Raw genomic sequence first — 17,411 nt, 5'->3', positions numbered from 1 at the left:
TTGTCTAGACACGGGCTAATAATCCTATCCAGCCATTCGGAGTCGAATGCGTCGCACGGGGCTCCGGTCGCGTCGATGCATACTTCGAAGTACGCTTTGGTTAAGTAACCAGAACGTCACATTCGACTCGGTTGTTGGGTTAAACTAACAGCTGACACAAGAGCAGGAGGCGTGAATGATTGGTGCATTGGGAAAAGGCATGCTGACCATCGCTGATGGTCCCGAGATGCCCAGTGTCGATGACTTCCTTCCCGATCCGTTCGTTTTTCAGGGCACGCCGTTCGCCATTAACCGCATCATCCTCGTTCGCATTCTTGCGACCGTCATCATGCTGCTGGTTCTCGGAATTACGGCAAGCCGTGCAAAGCTCATCCCCAGCCGTTGGCAGGGAGCAGTCGAATGGCTGATCGAATTCGTCCGCGACAATATCGTCTATCAGGTGATGGGTGAGCTGCGCGGCAAGCGTTACGTGCCGATGATCACCACCGTGTTCTGCACGTTGCTGGTCTTCAATCTGTGTGGCATCATCCCGGGCTTCAATATCGCGGCAAGCGCAACGATTACGCTGCCGCTAGTATTCGCCATGTGGTGCTTCTGCCAATACTGGATTGCAGGCATTCGTGAAAAGGGTCTTGGCCACTTCCTGAGGGATGAGATCTTCCCGAAGGGTGTTCCGGCTCCGATCTACATTCTGCTGTCCCCGATTCAGCTGCTTGAGCTGCTGATTATCCGCCCATTCTCGTTGACGATCCGACTGTTCGCCAACATGGTTTCGGGCCACTTGATTCTTGCGCTGTGCCTTTCGGCCACGCAGTACTTCCTCATTGATGTGGTGAACAAGGTGTTCATGCCATTCGGCGTCGTCACCTTCGCAGCTGGTATGTTCATGTTCCTGTTCGAGGCGCTGGTCGCTTGCCTGCAGGCTTACATCTTTGCCATTCTGACCACCGCATACATCAACATGAGCTATCCGGAGATCGACTGACCGCCGGCTTTTTAATTGTTGCTTCTTGTCAAGCAATAACCAGAAAGGAAACAATCATGGATATCGTTACCCTCGCTGAGGTTGCCGGCAACCTGAACGTCGTTGGCTACGGCCTCGCCGCTATCGGCCCTGGCATCGGTCTGGGCATCCTGATCGGCAAGACCATCGAAGGCACCGCTCGCCAGCCTGAGCTCGGCAGCCGTCTGCAGACCCTCATGTTCCTGGGCCTGGCATTCGTTGAGGTGCTGGCACTGCTCGGCTTCGTGCTCGCCTTCATCAAGTAAGACTTGATTCAAGGTAACACCGAAGACGCAAACGAACATGAAAGGAGGAAGACACTATGGTGACCGCAGCTAGCGAAATGGAATTGTTCCTTCCGAAAAGCTACGACATTTTCTGGTCGTTGGTCATTCTGATCATCGTCGCCGTGTTCTTCTACAAGTTCTTCCTGCCGAAGTTCCAGGCCGTGTTCGATGAGCGCGCTGCCAAGATCGAAGGTGGCATCGCCAAGGCCGAACAGGCCCAGAAAGATGCCGATGAAGCCAAGACGAAGTATGAGGCTCAGCTGAGCAAGGCGCGCGTCGAGGCATCCAAGATCCGTGACGACGCACGTACGGAGGCATCGCACATCATCGCGGACGCACGTACCCGTGCCGAAAGCGATGCGGCGCAGATCACCGCTACTGCCCAGCGTTCCATCGAATCGCAGCAGCAGCAGGCTCTGGTGAGCCTCAAGGGTGAAGTCGGCGTGCTGGCAACGGCACTGGCCGGCAAGATCCTGGGTAGCAAGCTCGAGAATGACGATGTGCAGTCGTCGATGATCGACCAGATGATCGCCGACATGGACAGCGACAAGAAGTGATCGAAACCTTCAAGAAAGGGAGGTGACCAATGCGAGGAGAAGCATCGCGTATCGCAGATCGCGTTTCGCGTGACTCGCTGGCCCCCAAGCTGCGTAACAGCGGTGAGGACGCATGGCGTATCGGGAACGAGCTGTTCACGATCACCAGCGCGCTTGACCACAACATCCAGCTTGAACGTGCCCTCACCGACCCGTCGCGCCCAGTCGAAGACAAGGTTGCGGTAGTCAAGACCCTGATTGGGGATCAAGCCCATCCACTGGTGATGGAGATTATGTCCGATCTGGTGTCCCGCCGTTGGAGCCGCGTGTCTGATATCGCCAATGCCGTTGAGGATTTCGGCGTTGACGGCATGATGTACTACGCGGACCACACCAATACGACTTTGCAGGTCTCCGTCGAGCTTGCCGAGTTGCATTCCGCACTGCTCAACCTTCCGGTCGTGCGCACCAAGCTGTATGACGCAACCGTTTCCAGTGAAGCCCGTGTCAAGCTGCTGTACAGCCTGATTGGTGACGCGGATTTCACTAAGGTGACCAAGCGCCTGGCCGAGCACGCGACCTGCAATCTGCGCAATCGCCGCTACCTGCAGACCATTCAGTGGCTGATCAACAAGTTCTCCCGCCATATGGGCGAATCGATGGTCACTGTTACCACGGCAACGCCGTTGAGCAAGGAGCAGGTGGAAAAGCTCATCGCCATCTATACGGCGAAGACCGACCATCCGGTGCACATCAACTCTGTGGTCGATCCGACCGTCATGGGTGGCATGCGCATCCAGGTGGGCGACGAGGTCACCGACAACACGGTGGTCGCACAGCTGCAGCATCTTCAGCGCACGGTGAAGGCAACCGCCTGACGGTTCGCCGCACGGTGAACAAGCCTGAAACAAGACTTGACTGAATTTATAAACAACAATAAGGAGTGATCATGGCAGAACTTACCATTGATCCCACCACGATACGCAAGGCGCTCGATGAGTTCGTCGAGTCGTACAAGCCGTCGGACACCCCGACCCAGGAGGTCGGTTATGTCGCGACTGCTGGCGACGGCATTGCGCACGTGACGGGACTGCCTGGTTGCATGGCCAATGAGCTGCTGACCTTCGAAGACGGCACGCTTGGCCTGGCGTTCAACCTTGACGCCCGCGAGATCGGTGTGGTTATCCTCGGCGACTTCGCAGGTATCGAGGAGGGCCAGGAAGTGCGTCGTACCGGCGAAGTGCTCTCCGTGCCCGTCGGCGACGGCTACCTTGGCCGCGTCGTGGACCCGCTAGGCAACCCGATTGATGGTCTTGGCGAGATCAAGACCGAAGGCCGTCGTATTCTCGAGGCCCAGGCACCTGACGTTATGCATCGTCATCCGGTTGACGAGCCAATGTCCACCGGTCTGAAGGCCATCGACGCAATGACGCCTATCGGCCGTGGCCAGCGCCAGCTCATCATTGGCGATCGCCAGACCGGTAAGACCGCTATCGCAATCGATACGATCATCAACCAGAAGCGTAACTGGGAATCCGGCGACCCGAAGAAGCAGGTGCGTTGCATCTACGTGGCCATCGGTCAGAAGGGCTCCACCATCGCATCGGTGAAGCAGTCCCTCGAAGAATCCGGCGCCATGGAGTACACCACCATCGTGGCCTCACCGGCTTCTGATTCCGCAGGCTTCAAGTACATCGCACCGTACACCGGTTCCGCCATCGGACAGCACTGGATGTACAACGGCAAGCATGTGCTCATCGTCTTCGACGATCTGTCGAAGCAGGCTGAGGCTTACCGTTCGATTTCCGTGCTGCTGCGCCGTCCGCCGGGACGTGAGGCATACCCGGGCGATGTGTTCTACCTGCACTCCCGTCTGCTCGAACGTTGCGCCAAGGTTTCCGATGACCTCGGCGGCGGTTCGATGACCGGCCTGCCGATCGTCGAAACCAAGGCAAACGACGTGTCCGCATACATTCCGACCAACGTGATTTCCATCACCGATGGTCAGATCTTCCTGCAGTCCGACCTGTTCAACGCGAACCAGCGTCCGGCTGTCGACGTCGGTATCTCCGTGTCTCGAGTCGGTGGCGCGGCACAGACCAAGGCGTTGAAGAAGGTCTCCGGCACACTGAAGATTTCCTTGGCCCAGTACCGTTCCTTGGAATCCTTCGCCATGTTCGCATCCGACTTGGATGCGGCTTCGAAGGCCCAGCTGAACCGTGGCTCCCACCTGACCGAGCTGCTCAAGCAGCCGCAGTTCTCCCCGTATTCCATGGAACAGGAAGTCGTCTCCGTGTGGGCCGGCACCCATGGCAAGATGGATGACCTGCCGTTGAATGACGTGCTGCCGTTCGAGAAGGCCATGCTGGACTACTTGGACCACAACACCGATATTCTCAAGACCATCCGCGAGACCGAAGACTTCACCGCCGACACCGAGGCCGCCCTCGACAAGGCTGTGGAAGCGTTCCGTGAGACCTTCGTGACCAGCGCGGGCAAGCCGCTGGTCGAGAAGAAGCCTGACATCAAGAACGCCACTCCGGTCGAGCAGGAAAAGATCGTCGCAGGAGAGAAGTGATCCATGGGCTCGCAACTCGCATTGAAATCTAGGATCGCCTCCACCGCGTCGTTGGAGAAAATCTTCAACGCGCAGGAGATGATCGCGTCTTCGCACATCGCCAAGGCACGTGACGTCGCCTTGAACGCGAAGCCGTATACCGATGCGATTTTCGACGCCGTGCAAGCGCTGGTGGCCCATACCCATATCGACCATCCGATCGTGAAGAAGGACGAGGACAACCCTCGCGTGGCTGTCCTCGCTCTCACCTCGGACCGTGGTATGGCAGGACCGTACACCTCCTCGATCATCCGCGAAACGGAATCGCTGCTGGCCCGCCTCGATGCGGCAGGCAAGCAGCCGGAACTGTATGTGTATGGTCGTCGCGGTGTGACGTACTACAAGTACCGCAATCGTGATGTTGCCGGTACTTGGGAAGGCGATACCGACCAGCCCGGCGTAGAAGTCGCAGAGTCCATCTCGAAGGCACTGATGGACGCCTACATGAAGCCGGCGAGCGAAGGTGGAGTTTCCGAACTCTACATCGTGTTCACCGAATTCGTGAATATGGTTGTTCAGAAGGTGCGCGTGCTGCGTATGCTGCCCGTTGAACTCGTGCTTCCGGAACAGCAGGACTCCGGCCCTGTGTCCGAATCCGATGCCGATGCCGCGACCCCGCTTTATGCGTTCGAGCCGAGCGTCGACGAAGTGCTTGACGCGATTCTGCCGAAGTACATCCAGTCCCGTATTCATGAATGCCTGCTCACCGCGGCGGCATCCGAGACTGCAAGCCGACAGAACGCCATGCATACGGCTACAGACAATGCCCGCAGCCTGATCGACGACCTGACCCGCAAGCTCAACGCTTCGCGACAGGCTTCGATTACCCAGGAACTTACCGAAATCATCGGCAGCGCCGACGCGCTGAATAAGAAGGAAGAGTAGGAACGCATATGGCTGAGAATCAGACCACAGCGGCTCCCGAGACGGCTGCAGAGCCGACCGCTGGACGCGTCACGCGTATCCAGGGTTCGGTCATCGACGTCGAATTCCCGGTGGGCCACCTGCCCGACATTTACAACGCACTTACCGTTGAGCTGACCAACACCGCCAACGAAGAGGGCGAAACCACGAAGAAGATCACGCTTGAGGTCGAACAGCACCTCGGCGACTCCACCGTGCGTACCGTGGCGCTGAAGCCGACCGACGGCCTCGTTCGTGGCGCCACCGTGCTTGACACCGGCGGCCCGATCTCCGTTCCTGTTGGCGATGTTACCAAGGGCCATGTGTTCGATGTGTCCGGCAACATCCTCAACAAGAAGGATGACGAGACCATCACGGTCACTGAGCGTTGGCCTATCCACCGCAACCCACCGGCATTCGATCAGCTGGAATCCAAGACCCAGATGTTCGAAACCGGTATCAAGGTCATCGATTTGCTGACCCCGTACGTGCAGGGCGGCAAGATCGGTCTGTTCGGTGGCGCAGGCGTCGGTAAGACCGTGCTTATTCAGGAAATGATCCAGCGAGTCGCCCAGAACCACGGCGGTGTGTCCGTGTTCGCAGGCGTCGGCGAGCGTACCCGTGAGGGTAACGATCTGATTGGCGAAATGGACGAGGCTGGCGTTCTTGAGAAGACCGCATTGGTCTTCGGTCAGATGGATGAGCAGCCGGGTACCCGTCTGCGCGTGCCGCTGACCGCACTGACCATGGCAGAGTACTTCCGTGATGTGCAGAACCAGGATGTGCTGCTGTTCATCGATAACATCTTCCGTTTCACCCAGGCTGGTTCCGAGGTGTCCACCCTGCTCGGTCGTATGCCGTCCGCAGTGGGCTACCAGCCGAACCTGGCTGACGAAATGGGTGCCCTGCAGGAGCGAATCACTTCGACCCGCGGTCACTCCATTACCTCGCTGCAGGCCATCTACGTGCCGGCCGATGATTACACCGACCCGGCTCCTGCAACGACCTTCGCCCACTTGGATGCAACCACCGAGCTTTCCCGTGACATCGCTTCCAAGGGTATCTACCCGGCAGTGGACCCGCTGAGCTCCACTTCGCGAATCCTTGATCCGCGTTACGTGGGCCAGGCTCACTACGAGTGCGCGAACCGTGTCAAGGCGATTCTGCAGCGTAACAAGGAGCTGCAGGACATCATCGCCCTGATCGGTATTGATGAGCTCGGCGAAGAAGACAAGACCACTGTGAACCGTGCTCGTAAGATCGAGCAGTTCCTCGGTCAGAACTTCTACGTCGCCGAAAAGTTCACCGGTCGCCCGGGCTCCTACGTGCCGGCAGACGAGACCATCGAAGCGTTCACTCGTATTTGCGACGGCGTGTATGACGACGTTCCGGAACAGGCATTCTCCGGCATCGGCGGCATCGACGATCTCGAGAAGAAGTGGCACGACATGCAGAAGGAATACGGTGCGTGATGGCCGGATTGACAATGCAGGTGAACATCGTCGCCGCAGACCACCCTGTGTGGCACGGTACGGCGAAGTCCGTCACCATTCCGGCTTTTGAAGGCGGAATGGGCATCCTGCCCAACCACGAGCCTGTATTGACCGTAATCAAGGAAGGAACCATCGTTGTGGTGGATCCGGATGGTAGCCGTCGCTCCTTCGAAGTGACCGACGGTTTCATCTCCTTCGATTCGAACAAGCTCACCGTTGCGGTTGAGCGTGGACGTAACGTCAAGATGGCCGAGTAGCACTCGGTAGCATACTTCTGACGGCCTGTCTGTTGCGATTGCAGCAATTTGCATATGATTGCGATTACTGCAGTTGTAGTGGACAGGTCGTTTTTCTTTTCAAAAAACGGTATTAATTACAATAAAAAAAGATTGCACTGATTACGGATTCAGGGCTTACGGCAATCATGGTAGGGTAGTGCCTCGTGCGAATTATTGTTGCTGATTGCTCTGCCGAATATTCCGGACGTTTGAACGCGTCCCTGCCGCTCGCCAGGCGCGTGTTGCTCATCAAAGCCGACAACAGTCTGCTGATTTTTTCCGAACTTGGATCATACAAGCCGCTTAATTGGATGGCAGCGCCCTGCACCATTAAAGACATCACTCCGAACCATGCTGACGACGATGTCGAAACGGAAGTTCCGCAGAAAGTCATCCGCGCTTCGGCAGATAAATCCAACGACGTGCTCGAAGTGACCTTGCAGCATATTTATTCCGATGAAACGTACGATTTGGGCGAAGATCCGGGACTGATCAAAGATGGTGTCGAAGACCATCTGCAAAAATACTTGGCTGAACAGATCGAACGCATCGGCGAGGGGGCGACGCTCGTGCGCCGCGAATACCCGACTGCCATTGGACCGGTCGACATCATGGCCATCGACGCTAGTGGCAAGCACGTTGCCATCGAAATCAAGAGAAACGGTGGTATCGACGGCGTCGAGCAGCTCACTCGCTACTGCGAACTACTCAACCGCGATCCTTTGCTAGCCCCCGTACGTGGTATTTTCGCCGCGCAGACCATCACTCCGCAGGCCCGTGTGCTTGCCCAAGACCGCGGCTTCGACTGCCTGATCCTCGACTATGACGAGATGAAGGGCACCGAAGACGACTCCTTACGACTCTTCTAGCTTATAAAAAACTCCCTGTTGTTATGCAGGGAGTTTTTTATGCACGAATCGTGATGTAGATCAGTAGGCGGCGAGGATGTCGACGACGAAGACCAGCGTGGAGTTCGCCGGAATCTTATCCTTCGCCTTGCTGCCGTAGCCGAGGCTCGGTGGCACCACCAGCAGTACCTGGGAACCGACGGTGTGGCCGGCCAGCCCCTGCTTCCATCCCTTGATCACGCCGTCAAGCGAGAACGTGGAGGATTTGCCACGATCCCACGAGGAATCGAATTGCGTGCCGTCCAGCAGCCAGCCGGTGTAATGCGCCACTACGGTCTGCGTATCCTTGACCTCGGCACCTTCGCCCTTGATCAAATCCTGCGAAACCAACGTGTCGGAACCCTGGTAACCGTTCATGTCGATCGACGGCTTGCCGTCCTTTGCAAGCGTGACCTTCGGTAGATCGGTAGGCACGTCATGCACCTTCGTGCCCGTTGCCTTCGTCAGATCCTTCGACTTCGACACGATCGTGAGCACCATCAAATATGATGTGCCTGCGGAATTTGAATCGTTCACACCGAACGCAATCGTGGCGTTAAGCTTCTGATCCTTGAAAATGTTGTAATAATTCTCAGTCATCTGACTGGTGTCGGAAGTGACCACCGTGGAGCAATCGGGGGTGTTTTTCTCCCATGTGCTCGCTAATTCGGAACCGTCCTTGACATTGATGGCGATGCCCTGCGTGCATATGCGGTCGCCGTCTTCGATCTGGTCGCCGTTGCCTTTCTGCAGTACGACGTAGCTGTTGTCTTCTACCGTCATAGGGGTTTTGAAGGAGACGGTCGGCTTCTCGCCGGGCTTGCCCGTGGCGGTCACGCCAGCAATCTGGTTCATCTTCGACGAGGAGTTGGAGGAAGACGATGACGAATCGGAAGATGAACCTGACTTCGCGTCGGAACTTCCGCATGCCGCGAATCCTAGGCACATGATCGTCGTGCAAGCGGCTGCGACGGCTTTGAAAAGAGTAGATTTGCGCATAGGTTCCACCTTAGTGGCAATCATTGATTTTCATAGTTTTTTCAGGCTTTTGCAGAGGGGCAATGTAGAATAGTGAATGCTATGACTTTATTGCAGGAAGAACAGGAAAAGCCGCAGTCCAAGGCGGGTCCCACGCGACACGCCAAGATCATGCGCGGCATTGTCACGCCTATTTTCGGTTTGCTTGCCATTACTTGCATCGTGCTTGGCGTCTTGAACGCGACGATCTGGAAGCCCTCGACGCAGGTCTCGGCGTCCGCCACGGTCACGGGACCACAGTATGTGGTCACCGATCCGAATGTGCTGCAATTGGTTGATGATCGTGTCACCATTTCGGCGAAGTCCCGAGACAAATCCGCGAACGTGTGCATCGCCATCGGTTCCGCCCGTGATGTTGCCGGATGGATCGCGGGATCCAAATACGTGCGCGTCACCGGGTTGTCTGACTGGTCCACCCTGTCCACGCTGAAGGCCACGGCTCAGGGCACTGCTGATAATTCCGAAGGCCAGGTCGCGTTCCAGGATTCCGACATGTGGCGCACCGTCAAATGCAATGCCGGTTCCGTTGATATGCAGATCAAGGGTACGAATACGAATAATGCCGAGGATTCCGTTGCGATTATCGATTACGGCAATCGCAACGGAGGTTCGGTCACGCTTGATTGGACTCGTCGTTTGCTGCTGAATTTCGCCATGCCGTTCTATCTTTCCGGCGGATTGCTGGCAATACTTGCAGTGCTTTCGGCTTCTGTGTTTGCCATGCCTCCGCATAAGCGCCGTAACAAGCGCGTGTTTGCCATGGTTGACGGCATCGGTTCCACGCAGGGTGACGATGACGAGGTTGCCGCATGGGTGAAGAACGCCGAAGCAAGTGCCGCCCGTAGTGATAAGAGCGGGTCGAATCGTAAGCGCCGTCGCCATGCGAGCCATCGTGCGACCGGTTCGGAAAACATGCAAAATGAGATGGCACAACCTACGATTATCGATCCTTCCGCTCGAAATTTGGTTGCCGACCAGCAGAATGCCGCCACTGATGGCGTTGGTGAAAACGACGATTTCGAACAGACTTCCGTGATTTCGCAAGACGAGCTTGCCGCATATTTCGCACGTCTCGCACAAGAGGAAAGCAGTGCGGCCGCAGCGTCCTCAGGATCTGTGGAATCCAACGAAACATCCGAAAACGACGAATCCGACGAATCTGACAACGAGGAGGCCAAGTGATGAAGAAGCGTTTCAACGTAATCGCGGCGGCCGTGCTCGCATTGGGAATGGTCGTTGGCATGTGCGGATGCGAGGGGCAGCTGCCGCAGCCGAAAGCCACGCAACGTCAGGATGCGCCGAATCTGACCGCCAAGCAAGAGAAAACCATCCGCACGAATATTCTCAAAACGCTTGACCAGTGCAATAACGATCGCAATATCGACGCCCTCGGCTCAATTCTGGAGGGGCCGGAACTTGAGATTCGCACAAGTGAACTTCATGTGGCGCAGGTCACGGGCAATCTTGATCGTAAGACCGCGATTCCAACCGATTTGGCACAGGCCGTGATTTCCACGGACAGTGGATGGCCACGTTCGGTGTTTTCCATCACTTCCACCACGGACGACCAGCAGTCCAAGCGTCTGCTGGTGTTCCGCCAGGATTCCGCACGCCAGAACTACAAATTGTGGGGTGTGGCACGACTGTTCTCGGGCGTGAAAATGCCGAGTTTTGAGATTTCCAAAACCGGTAGCGCACAGGGAACGGAAAAAGACACCGGTCTGGTCATGACTCCGAAGGATGCGGTTGCTGCATATGCCGACGTGTTGCAGAACGGTGCGTCCAGCCAGTATGCGCAGAAGTTTGCCGACGACGATTTGCGTACGAAGCTTGCCGATCTGACCGGACAGGTGCAGAAGGCCATGGAGCTGAACGAGGGATCGCAGCAGCAGGCGTTCACGCCGGTTGACGGTGCCATCAGCGTTATGCGTTCCGCGGATGGTGGCGACTTGGTAGTGGCACAGATCAATTCCGAATGGACGCGCTCAGCTGGCTCCGGCCGTGAATCGCAGCCCGCTTCCGATGCGGAAAAAGCGCTGTTTGGCGACGGTCGGGCCACCAGCACCATGAAAACCACGTATGTGAATGTGATCGCGTTGTACGTGCCTCCGGCGAATTCCGGCGAGAAGATCACCGCAGTCGGTTCTGAACGTCAGCCGGTCAAGGTTGAGGCGCTGTAATCGTGGCGGTTGCGCGTAAGCTTGGGGCGAACGTTTGCAATGCGTGTTGCGCTGGGCGCTTAATGTTGTTGATTGTTGATATTTAGGAGGCAAGCATGGCAGGTCAAAGGCCGTTTAATCCGGGAGTTTCCTTGGCGGGAGCCGTCGATCTTGAAGCGTTGAAGCATCAGGTGAAGGCTGAGCCGGGGCAGGCTGGAGGAGCTCCGGCCGCTGGCGGTTACGTGATCGACACTACGGAGAACACGTTCCAGGCCATGGTGCAGACGTCGGCCACGTTCCCGATTCTGCTGCTGTTGTGGGTGCCGACCGATGATCGCCTGTTCGATATGGCACGCCAGTTGGGCGATGCCGTGAACCAGCTGAACGGCCAGATTCAGCTGTCTCGTATCGATATCGCGTCGAATCCGTCGATCGCGCAGGCGTTTCAAGTGCAGGGTGCTCCTGCTTTGTTCGCGTTGATCAACGGCCGTCCGATGCCGATTCTGCAGGGCTTGCCGTCCGCTGAGGAAATGCAGCAGCTTGTGGACGCGGTGATTCCGAATCTGGTTGCCGCCGCCCAACAGGCTGGCGTGACCGGTTCCGCGCCGTATTCGGGCGATCCGGATTCCGATGCGGCGAATTCCGATGCCGGCGCCCAGGAGCAGGTGCCTCCGGAGCATCAGGAGGCGTATATGCTGGCCCAGCAGGGCGATTACGCTGGTGCCGCAGCCGCGTACGAGAAGGTGCTTGAAGCCGATCCGAACGATGCCCGCGCAGCCCGCGAGCGTGCGAAGGCGTTGCTGTTGGCCCGTTCCGCCAATGCGAACGTGCGTGAGGTGCGTGCCGCCGCTGCCGACAATCCCGATGATGTTGAAGCGCAGCTTGCCGTTGCTGACATTGATATGATCGGCGGTCAGATTCAGGATGCGTTCGACCGTTTGCTGGATTTCGTTGCGGCCGGTCACAAGGCTGATATTGAACCGGTGCGCAAGCGTCTATTGGAATATTTCACGATTCCTGAGCCGACCGACGAGCGTTTGAAGCGCGCCCGCCGTCGCCTCGCCACGCTTATGTACTGATACGTTTATTGACTTAGATACCGTTTTGGGTACCGTTCAACCGTAGGCTGACAACCAAATCGTTCTTTACAGCCTACGGTTGTTTTTTATATTTAAAAAAAGACTTATTCCATACGATTGGTGCCGAAATAGTCAAGGAATTGCGGTCCGTCCGCTTCCAGTTCGGCTTCGAATTCGGATTTCCATCGTGAATATGGATTCGCGGCAAGCCCTTCATTGCTGAACCGCGATTGGTCGGTGATTTCGGTGGTGCAGAATTTCGGAATCACCAGATTGGTGACCGGGCCGATGCGTTCCGCTTCCGCAATGATCAGGGGAGCGTTGGTGCCTCCGAACACGTCGATGTTCCAGCCGTCCTCATCGATCCAGTCGGTGAAACGGTTTTTGATGGTTACGTGTCCGCCGCGTTTGATGAGCTCCCCGGCGATGCGCGAATCCAAGTCGCGGCTTGCCTCATAGCGTGTGCCTCCCACGGACGGCCCTTTCACGGTGACTGATCCAATCCGGAATTCGTCGCGATACTTTTCGAGCACGGCCAGCGGGTCGAGGTCCGGAGTCATGGCGATGCGAACGGACTTTGTTTTTAATCGCACGCGCAGCGCGTAATTATCTTGATGAACGTAATAACTTTGTACGATTAATGTCGGACTGTCACTGTCATCCAACTGCGTCGGCAGGGCACGGCAGAAAAAACGGCGCGTGTATTCGAAATCGCCTATATTTCTGCCTGAATCCTCAACCATATTTTCAGTCTAGTGGAAAAGACGCGGTAAATAGCGTTATTGCGCCGTAAATTATGATGTAATACTCTTCGTTCCCCGTTCTGCACCCGTCAAATCCCCTACATAGTTGGGCGCGTTGCCGAAACCCCATCCACGCTTGTTTTGCCAACATAATGACTGAGATTCAAAAACCATTTTTTCCGTAAAAAGTGTCGCTTTCATCTCAAGGCAGTGTAAAGTAGGTTGACGCACGGGTTTGTAGCTCAGTGGATAGAGCGTCTGTCTCCGGAACAGAAGGTCGTGGGTTCGATTCCCATCAAGCCCACCACAAAGATATGTGAAGGGTCGGGTCGCAGAGCCGGTATTTGGAACATGGGACAATGCACGTCGATTCCATGGGTACAGTGATTGCTTGAGATTGCGTTGTCGTGGTTTGCCACGGCCTGAACGCAAGCAAGATGCAATAACACGTTCTTCGAAGGAGAACATTATGAGCGAGAAGATGGAAGCGGTTGCGACTTCTGAAGCCCCGGCTGCACTGGGCGCATACAGCCAGGCCGTGAAGGCCAACGGTTTCGTGTTCGTCTCAGGCCAGCTGGGCATCGACCCGGCCACCGGCGAACTGGCCGGCGAAACCGCCGGCGAGCAGGCAGCCCAGGCACTGAAGAACATCAAGCACATTCTTGACGCCGCAGGCACCGGCATCGAGCACGTCTGCCGCGCCACCATCTACATGAAGAACGTCGAAGACTTCCACGAGATCGACGACGTGTATGCGCAGGCCTTCATCGGCTCCGTGAAGCCGGCCCGCGTCGCGTTCGGCGGCAACAACATTCCGAAGGGCGCTCTCGTTGAGATCGACGCCATCGCTGTGCTCTGATTTCAGTGCGTTGATTGCAAATCTCCAGGAAATCCTTTTCAGGCTCGTATGCGGTTTCTTACGCTGCATGTGAGCCTGTTTTGTTTATGCAACCTCAGGATTGCCGCTAAAAGTGAACAGCAGGCAACATGATTCCACCGATTTCCGTATAGTAATGCGATTGGGTATTGTGCAAACGCATGCAAACGCAAGAACGCAAGAACGCGCCCATCCAAATATGAAGGAGCAGTCGCGCATGGCCGAATCGCAAGTCAACGCATCCACTGCAGGCACTGACGTCGCTGAGTCCGCTGAAGCTGAGCGGGGCGGTCTTGAACGCAAGATGGAAACCCGCCATCTGACCATGATTTCGCTGGGTGGTGTGATCGGCACTGGCTTGTTTCTCAGCTCCGGCTACACGATTCACCAAGCCGGCCCTCTTGGCGCGATCATCGCGTATGGCATCGGATCCGTGCTTGTGTATTTTGTGATGCTCAGCCTCGGCGAACTGTCGGTGGCTATGCCGTATGCGGGCAGTTTCCACCTGTATGCGAAGCGTTTCATCGGCCCCGGCACCGCGTTCACCATCGCCGTGCTGTACTGGCTGAATTGGGCGGTGGCGCTCGCTTCGGAATTCACGGCAGCCGGTCTGCTGATGCAACGTTGGTTTCCTGATTCGCCCGCGTGGATTTGGTCTGCCGCCTTTATTGCGGTGGTGTTCATGCTCAATATTCTGTCGGTGAGGCTGTATGGCGAGTCGGAATTCTGGTTCGCATCCATTAAGGTGTTTGCAATTATCGCGTTCATTGTGGTCGGCTTGCTTGCCATGTTTGGCGCGATTCCGATTGCCGGCTACGATCATGCTCCGCTGTTTGAGAATTTTTATAATGACGGCTGGCTCCCGAATGGTGTGTTGCCGATTTTTTCGACGCTGTTGACGGTGGTGTTCGCGTTTTCGGGCACTGAGGTCGTTGGTGTTGCGGCGGGGGAGACGAAGGATCCGGCGCAGGCGATTCCGAAGGCCGTGCATACCACGGTGTTGCGTCTTGCGATTTTCTTCATCGGTTCGATTGCGGTGATGTCCGCGCTGATTCCGTGGCATCAGTCGGGTGTCGACACGAGTCCGTTTGTGCTCGTGTTCCAGTCGATCGGCATGCCGTTTGCCGGCGATGTGATGAATTTCGTGGTGTTGACGGCGGTGCTGTCCGCTGCGAATTCCGGCTTGTATGTGTGTTCGCGTATGGTTTGGTCGCTTGCGCAGGAGGGTATGATTCCGCGCGTGCTCGGCAAGACGAATTTCCATGGTGTGCCCGTGTTTGCGGTGCTCTTCAGTATGGCCGGATCGTTGTTGGCGTTGCTGTCTTCTGTGGTTGCCGCTTCGACGGTGTATTTGGCGTTGGTTGCGGTTTCCGGCTTGGCCACGCTGGTGGTGTGGGCGTCGGTTTCCGTCTGCCACTTGCGTTTCCGCAAGCAGTGGCTTGCTCAAGGCCATTCTGTTGACGATTTGAAGTATCGTGCCCCCGGTTTTCCGTTCGTGCCGATCGCTGCGATTGTGATGTGTATTGGCGCGTTGGTTTTGGTGATTTGCGATCCGTCGCAGCGCTCCACATTGTTGTATATGATTCCGTTCGTTGCGATCTGCTATATCGGCTATTACATTTCCGTGGCTTGGCGCAGAAAGCATGGCGAACTGCAGGATGATACGCGGGGCGATACGCAAGGCTGATTCTGTCTGCATAATCGGTAGACTTGGAGGAATGAGTCCAGAAGCGCTTAGTGAACTGATTTTCAATATTGCCAACAACCTTGTGAACGAAGGCAAGGCAGGCACCCTGACCACCGATCTCATCCCTCCACAGGCCAAATTCGCCGTCATGCGTCCGAAGGACCGCGCGCACGGTGATTGGGCGTCGAACGCGGCCATGCAGCTGGCTAAGAAGGCCGGCATGAAGCCTCACGATTTCGCCGAACTGTTCGCTGCGGAACTTGCCAATGCCGATGGCATCAAGTCCGTGGAAGTGGCCGGCCCCGGCTTCATCAACATTGTGCTTGATTCCGCGTCCGCCGCAGCCGTGGTTGACACTGTGCTTGGCGAGGGCACGGACTACGGCAAGAACGACCATCTTTCCGGCAAAACCCTGAATCTTGAATTCGTGTCCGCCAATCCGACCGGTCCGATCCATATCGGCGGCACCCGTTGGGCTGCGGTCGGTGATTCCATGGCCCGCGTGCTTGAAGCGAACGGCGCCAAGGTGGTGCGCGAATATTATTTCAACGATCACGGCGAGCAGATCAACCGTTTCGCTAAGTCGCTGGTTGCGGCCGCTCACGGTGAGGAAACCCCGATCGACGGCTACAAGGGTGCTTATATCGATGAGATTGCGCGTCGCGTTATCGATGAGGCAAATGCCGACGGTGTTGCGATTCTCGACCTGCCACGCGTCGACGGTGGCGTTGACAACGATGGCAATCCGTTGGGTGAGGGCGATTCCGAACAGCGTGAGGAGTTCCGCAAGCGTGCGGTACCGATGATGTTCGAAGAAATCCGCAAATCCATGAAGGATTTCCGTGTGAACTTCGACGTATGGTTCCATGAGAACAGCCTGTATTCCGATGGCGAGGTCGACAAGGCGATCGCTGATTTGCGCGAACGTGGCGACATTTACGAAAAGGACGGCGCAACCTGGTTCGAGTCCACCAAGCATGGTGACGACAAGGATCGTGTGATCATCAAGTCCGACGGCAACTATGCGTATTTCGCAGCTGATATTGCTTACTATCGCAACAAGCGCCATCGTGACAACGATCCGGCAGACATCGCCATTTATATGCTGGGTGCCGACCATCACGGCTATATCGGCCGTATGATGGCCATGTGCGCCGCATTCGGCGACGAGCCTGGCGAAAACATGCAGATTCTTATTGGCCAGCTCGTCAACGTGTTGAAGGACGGCAAGGCAGTGCGCATGTCGAAACGCGCCGGCAATGTGGTGACCATCGACGATTTGACCGACGCTATCGGCGTGGATGCTTCTCGTTATTCGTTGGCACGCACCGACTACAATTCTCCGGTCGATATCGACCTGAACCTGCTCGCTTCGCATTCCAACGAGAATCCGGTGTACTACGTGCAGTACGCGCACGCCCGCTCCTGCAATGTGGATCGCAATGCGGCTGCTGCCGGCATCACCTACGAGGGCGCCGACGTGAGCCTGCTCGACACCGCCGCCGACGGCGAAGTGCTTGCCGCACTCGCCCAGTGGCCGGCCCTGCTGCGCGAAGCCGGAGACCTGCGTGCCCCGCATCGTGTGGCCCACTACTTGGAAGACCTCGCAGCCACCTACCACAAGTGGTACAACGTGGAACGTGTGGTGCCTATGGAACTCACCGATCCGGAAGCTCGCGGCGAACAGGCCGAAGCCCTGCGCATCGCCAAGGCTCCGGAACCGGCTCGTGCGGCCGCACGTTTGAAGCTCAATGACGCCGTCAAGACGGTTATCGCCGAAGGCCTTGACCTGCTTGGCGTCGCAGCCCCAGACAGGATGTGATC

17 protein-coding genes and 1 tRNA gene are annotated in these 17,411 nt (G+C 56.7%); 16 read left to right on the top strand and 2 right to left on the bottom strand.

Annotated features, from left to right (window positions below; genetic code table 11):
* Positions 1-175 precede the first annotated feature (175 nt).
* The 9 genes from atpB (at position 176) to nucS (ending at position 7,986) form a co-directional block, all read left to right on the top strand.
* Complete coding sequence (atpB, locus tag BBKW_RS08470) at positions 176-985, top strand: F0F1 ATP synthase subunit A (RefSeq protein WP_003833854.1); 810 nt, start codon at positions 176-178, stop codon at positions 983-985.
* 56 nt (positions 986-1,041) lie between these two features.
* Positions 1,042-1,269 carry an ATP synthase F0 subunit C gene (gene atpE / locus BBKW_RS08465; RefSeq protein ID WP_003809874.1) on the top strand — a complete coding sequence of 76 codons (228 nt, stop codon included), beginning with the start codon at positions 1,042-1,044 and terminating at the stop codon, positions 1,267-1,269.
* 56 nt (positions 1,270-1,325) lie between these two features.
* Positions 1,326-1,847 carry a F0F1 ATP synthase subunit B gene (locus BBKW_RS08460; protein WP_033501429.1) on the top strand — a complete coding sequence of 174 codons (522 nt, stop codon included), beginning with the start codon at positions 1,326-1,328 and terminating at the stop codon, positions 1,845-1,847.
* Positions 1,848-1,876: 29 nt separating this feature from the next.
* A complete protein-coding gene (locus BBKW_RS08455) occupies positions 1,877-2,704 on the top strand; it encodes a F0F1 ATP synthase subunit delta (protein WP_033501428.1) in 828 nt (275 codons plus the stop codon).
* Positions 2,705-2,775: 71 nt separating this feature from the next.
* Complete coding sequence (gene atpA, locus BBKW_RS08450; RefSeq protein ID WP_033501427.1) at positions 2,776-4,404, top strand: F0F1 ATP synthase subunit alpha; 1,629 nt, start codon at positions 2,776-2,778, stop codon at positions 4,402-4,404.
* Between the two features lie 3 nt (positions 4,405-4,407).
* A complete protein-coding gene (locus BBKW_RS08445) occupies positions 4,408-5,328 on the top strand; it encodes a F0F1 ATP synthase subunit gamma (protein ID WP_003833846.1) in 921 nt (306 codons plus the stop codon).
* A gap of 8 nt (positions 5,329-5,336) precedes the next feature.
* Entirely contained in the window at positions 5,337-6,818 is a 1,482-nt protein-coding gene (atpD, locus tag BBKW_RS08440; protein WP_003833845.1) for a F0F1 ATP synthase subunit beta, read from the top strand.
* The gene (locus BBKW_RS08435) at positions 6,818-7,096 is read left to right on the top strand and encodes a F0F1 ATP synthase subunit epsilon (protein WP_033501426.1); all 279 of its coding nucleotides are present in this window, start codon (positions 6,818-6,820) and stop codon (positions 7,094-7,096) included. Before atpD ends, BBKW_RS08435 begins: the two co-directional genes overlap by 1 nt.
* Before the next feature lie 185 nt (positions 7,097-7,281).
* Complete coding sequence (gene nucS, locus BBKW_RS08430; protein WP_033501425.1) at positions 7,282-7,986, top strand: endonuclease NucS; 705 nt, start codon at positions 7,282-7,284, stop codon at positions 7,984-7,986.
* 60 nt (positions 7,987-8,046) lie between these two features.
* Here nucS and BBKW_RS08425 read toward each other — a convergent pair whose 3' ends face one another.
* Positions 8,047-9,003 carry an FKBP-type peptidyl-prolyl cis-trans isomerase gene (locus BBKW_RS08425; RefSeq protein ID WP_193786593.1) on the bottom strand — a complete coding sequence of 319 codons (957 nt, stop codon included), beginning with the start codon at positions 9,001-9,003 and terminating at the stop codon, positions 8,047-8,049.
* Between the two features lie 81 nt (positions 9,004-9,084).
* On the opposite strand from BBKW_RS08425, the gene BBKW_RS08415 reads away from it, so the two are divergent.
* From BBKW_RS08415 to BBKW_RS08405, 3 genes are all read left to right on the top strand, one after another.
* A complete protein-coding gene (locus BBKW_RS08415) occupies positions 9,085-10,224 on the top strand; it encodes a hypothetical protein (RefSeq protein ID WP_128832423.1) in 1,140 nt (379 codons plus the stop codon).
* Positions 10,224-11,222, top strand: coding sequence for a hypothetical protein (locus tag BBKW_RS08410; protein WP_033501422.1), 999 nt, complete (start codon positions 10,224-10,226; stop codon positions 11,220-11,222). Before BBKW_RS08415 ends, BBKW_RS08410 begins: the two co-directional genes overlap by 1 nt.
* Positions 11,223-11,317: 95 nt before the next feature.
* Positions 11,318-12,280: a tetratricopeptide repeat protein gene (locus BBKW_RS08405; RefSeq protein ID WP_033501421.1), complete on the top strand. Its 963-nt coding sequence runs from the start codon at positions 11,318-11,320 to the stop codon at positions 12,278-12,280.
* Positions 12,281-12,384: 104 nt separating this feature from the next.
* Here the strand turns inward: BBKW_RS08405 and BBKW_RS08400 are convergent, their stop codons facing one another.
* A complete protein-coding gene (locus BBKW_RS08400) occupies positions 12,385-13,023 on the bottom strand; it encodes a CYTH domain-containing protein (protein WP_033501420.1) in 639 nt (212 codons plus the stop codon).
* A gap of 231 nt (positions 13,024-13,254) precedes the next feature.
* Here BBKW_RS08400 and BBKW_RS08395 point away from each other — a divergent pair.
* From BBKW_RS08395 to argS, 4 genes are all read left to right on the top strand, one after another.
* A tRNA-Arg gene (locus tag BBKW_RS08395) sits at positions 13,255-13,330 on the top strand.
* 162 nt (positions 13,331-13,492) lie between these two features.
* Positions 13,493-13,882 carry a Rid family detoxifying hydrolase gene (locus BBKW_RS08390; RefSeq protein WP_003833824.1) on the top strand — a complete coding sequence of 130 codons (390 nt, stop codon included), beginning with the start codon at positions 13,493-13,495 and terminating at the stop codon, positions 13,880-13,882.
* Between the two features lie 322 nt (positions 13,883-14,204).
* Positions 14,205-15,587: an amino acid permease gene (locus tag BBKW_RS08385; RefSeq protein ID WP_128832425.1), complete on the top strand. Its 1,383-nt coding sequence runs from the start codon at positions 14,205-14,207 to the stop codon at positions 15,585-15,587.
* A gap of 31 nt (positions 15,588-15,618) precedes the next feature.
* Positions 15,619-17,409: an arginine--tRNA ligase gene (argS, locus tag BBKW_RS08380; protein ID WP_033501418.1), complete on the top strand. Its 1,791-nt coding sequence runs from the start codon at positions 15,619-15,621 to the stop codon at positions 17,407-17,409.
* The last annotated feature ends 2 nt before the right edge of the window (positions 17,410-17,411 follow it).

The sequence above is a fragment of the Bifidobacterium catenulatum subsp. kashiwanohense JCM 15439 = DSM 21854 genome, from assembly GCF_001042615.1.
GTDB classification, from domain to species: Bacteria; Actinomycetota; Actinomycetes; order Actinomycetales; family Bifidobacteriaceae; genus Bifidobacterium; species Bifidobacterium catenulatum.
The sequence above is the reverse complement of the archived record's forward strand: the minus strand, read 5'-3'. Positions and strand labels throughout refer to the sequence as shown.

Excerpts from the sequence above, each read along its gene's own strand:
- BBKW_RS08445 (WP_003833846.1), top strand. The coding sequence starts at position 4,408 with ATGGGCTCGCAACTCGCATTGAAATCTAGGATCGCCTCCACCGCGTCG.
- BBKW_RS08415 (WP_128832423.1), top strand. The coding sequence starts at position 9,085 with ATGACTTTATTGCAGGAAGAACAGGAAAAGCCGCAGTCCAAGGCGGGT.
- BBKW_RS08385 (WP_128832425.1), top strand. The coding sequence starts at position 14,205 with ATGGAAACCCGCCATCTGACCATGATTTCGCTGGGTGGTGTGATCGGC.
- atpE (WP_003809874.1), top strand. The coding sequence starts at position 1,042 with ATGGATATCGTTACCCTCGCTGAGGTTGCCGGCAACCTGAACGTCGTT.
- BBKW_RS08425 (WP_193786593.1), bottom strand. The coding sequence starts at position 9,003 with ATGCGCAAATCTACTCTTTTCAAAGCCGTCGCAGCCGCTTGCACGACG.
- atpB (WP_003833854.1), top strand. The coding sequence starts at position 176 with ATGATTGGTGCATTGGGAAAAGGCATGCTGACCATCGCTGATGGTCCC.
- BBKW_RS08405 (WP_033501421.1), top strand. The coding sequence starts at position 11,318 with ATGGCAGGTCAAAGGCCGTTTAATCCGGGAGTTTCCTTGGCGGGAGCC.
- atpA (WP_033501427.1), top strand. The coding sequence starts at position 2,776 with ATGGCAGAACTTACCATTGATCCCACCACGATACGCAAGGCGCTCGAT.
- BBKW_RS08460 (WP_033501429.1), top strand. The coding sequence starts at position 1,326 with ATGGTGACCGCAGCTAGCGAAATGGAATTGTTCCTTCCGAAAAGCTAC.
- argS (WP_033501418.1), top strand. The coding sequence starts at position 15,619 with ATGAGTCCAGAAGCGCTTAGTGAACTGATTTTCAATATTGCCAACAAC.
- BBKW_RS08435 (WP_033501426.1), top strand. The coding sequence starts at position 6,818 with ATGGCCGGATTGACAATGCAGGTGAACATCGTCGCCGCAGACCACCCT.
- BBKW_RS08400 (WP_033501420.1), bottom strand. The coding sequence starts at position 13,023 with ATGGTTGAGGATTCAGGCAGAAATATAGGCGATTTCGAATACACGCGC.
- BBKW_RS08455 (WP_033501428.1), top strand. The coding sequence starts at position 1,877 with ATGCGAGGAGAAGCATCGCGTATCGCAGATCGCGTTTCGCGTGACTCG.
- atpD (WP_003833845.1), top strand. The coding sequence starts at position 5,337 with ATGGCTGAGAATCAGACCACAGCGGCTCCCGAGACGGCTGCAGAGCCG.
- BBKW_RS08410 (WP_033501422.1), top strand. The coding sequence starts at position 10,224 with ATGAAGAAGCGTTTCAACGTAATCGCGGCGGCCGTGCTCGCATTGGGA.
- BBKW_RS08390 (WP_003833824.1), top strand. The coding sequence starts at position 13,493 with ATGAGCGAGAAGATGGAAGCGGTTGCGACTTCTGAAGCCCCGGCTGCA.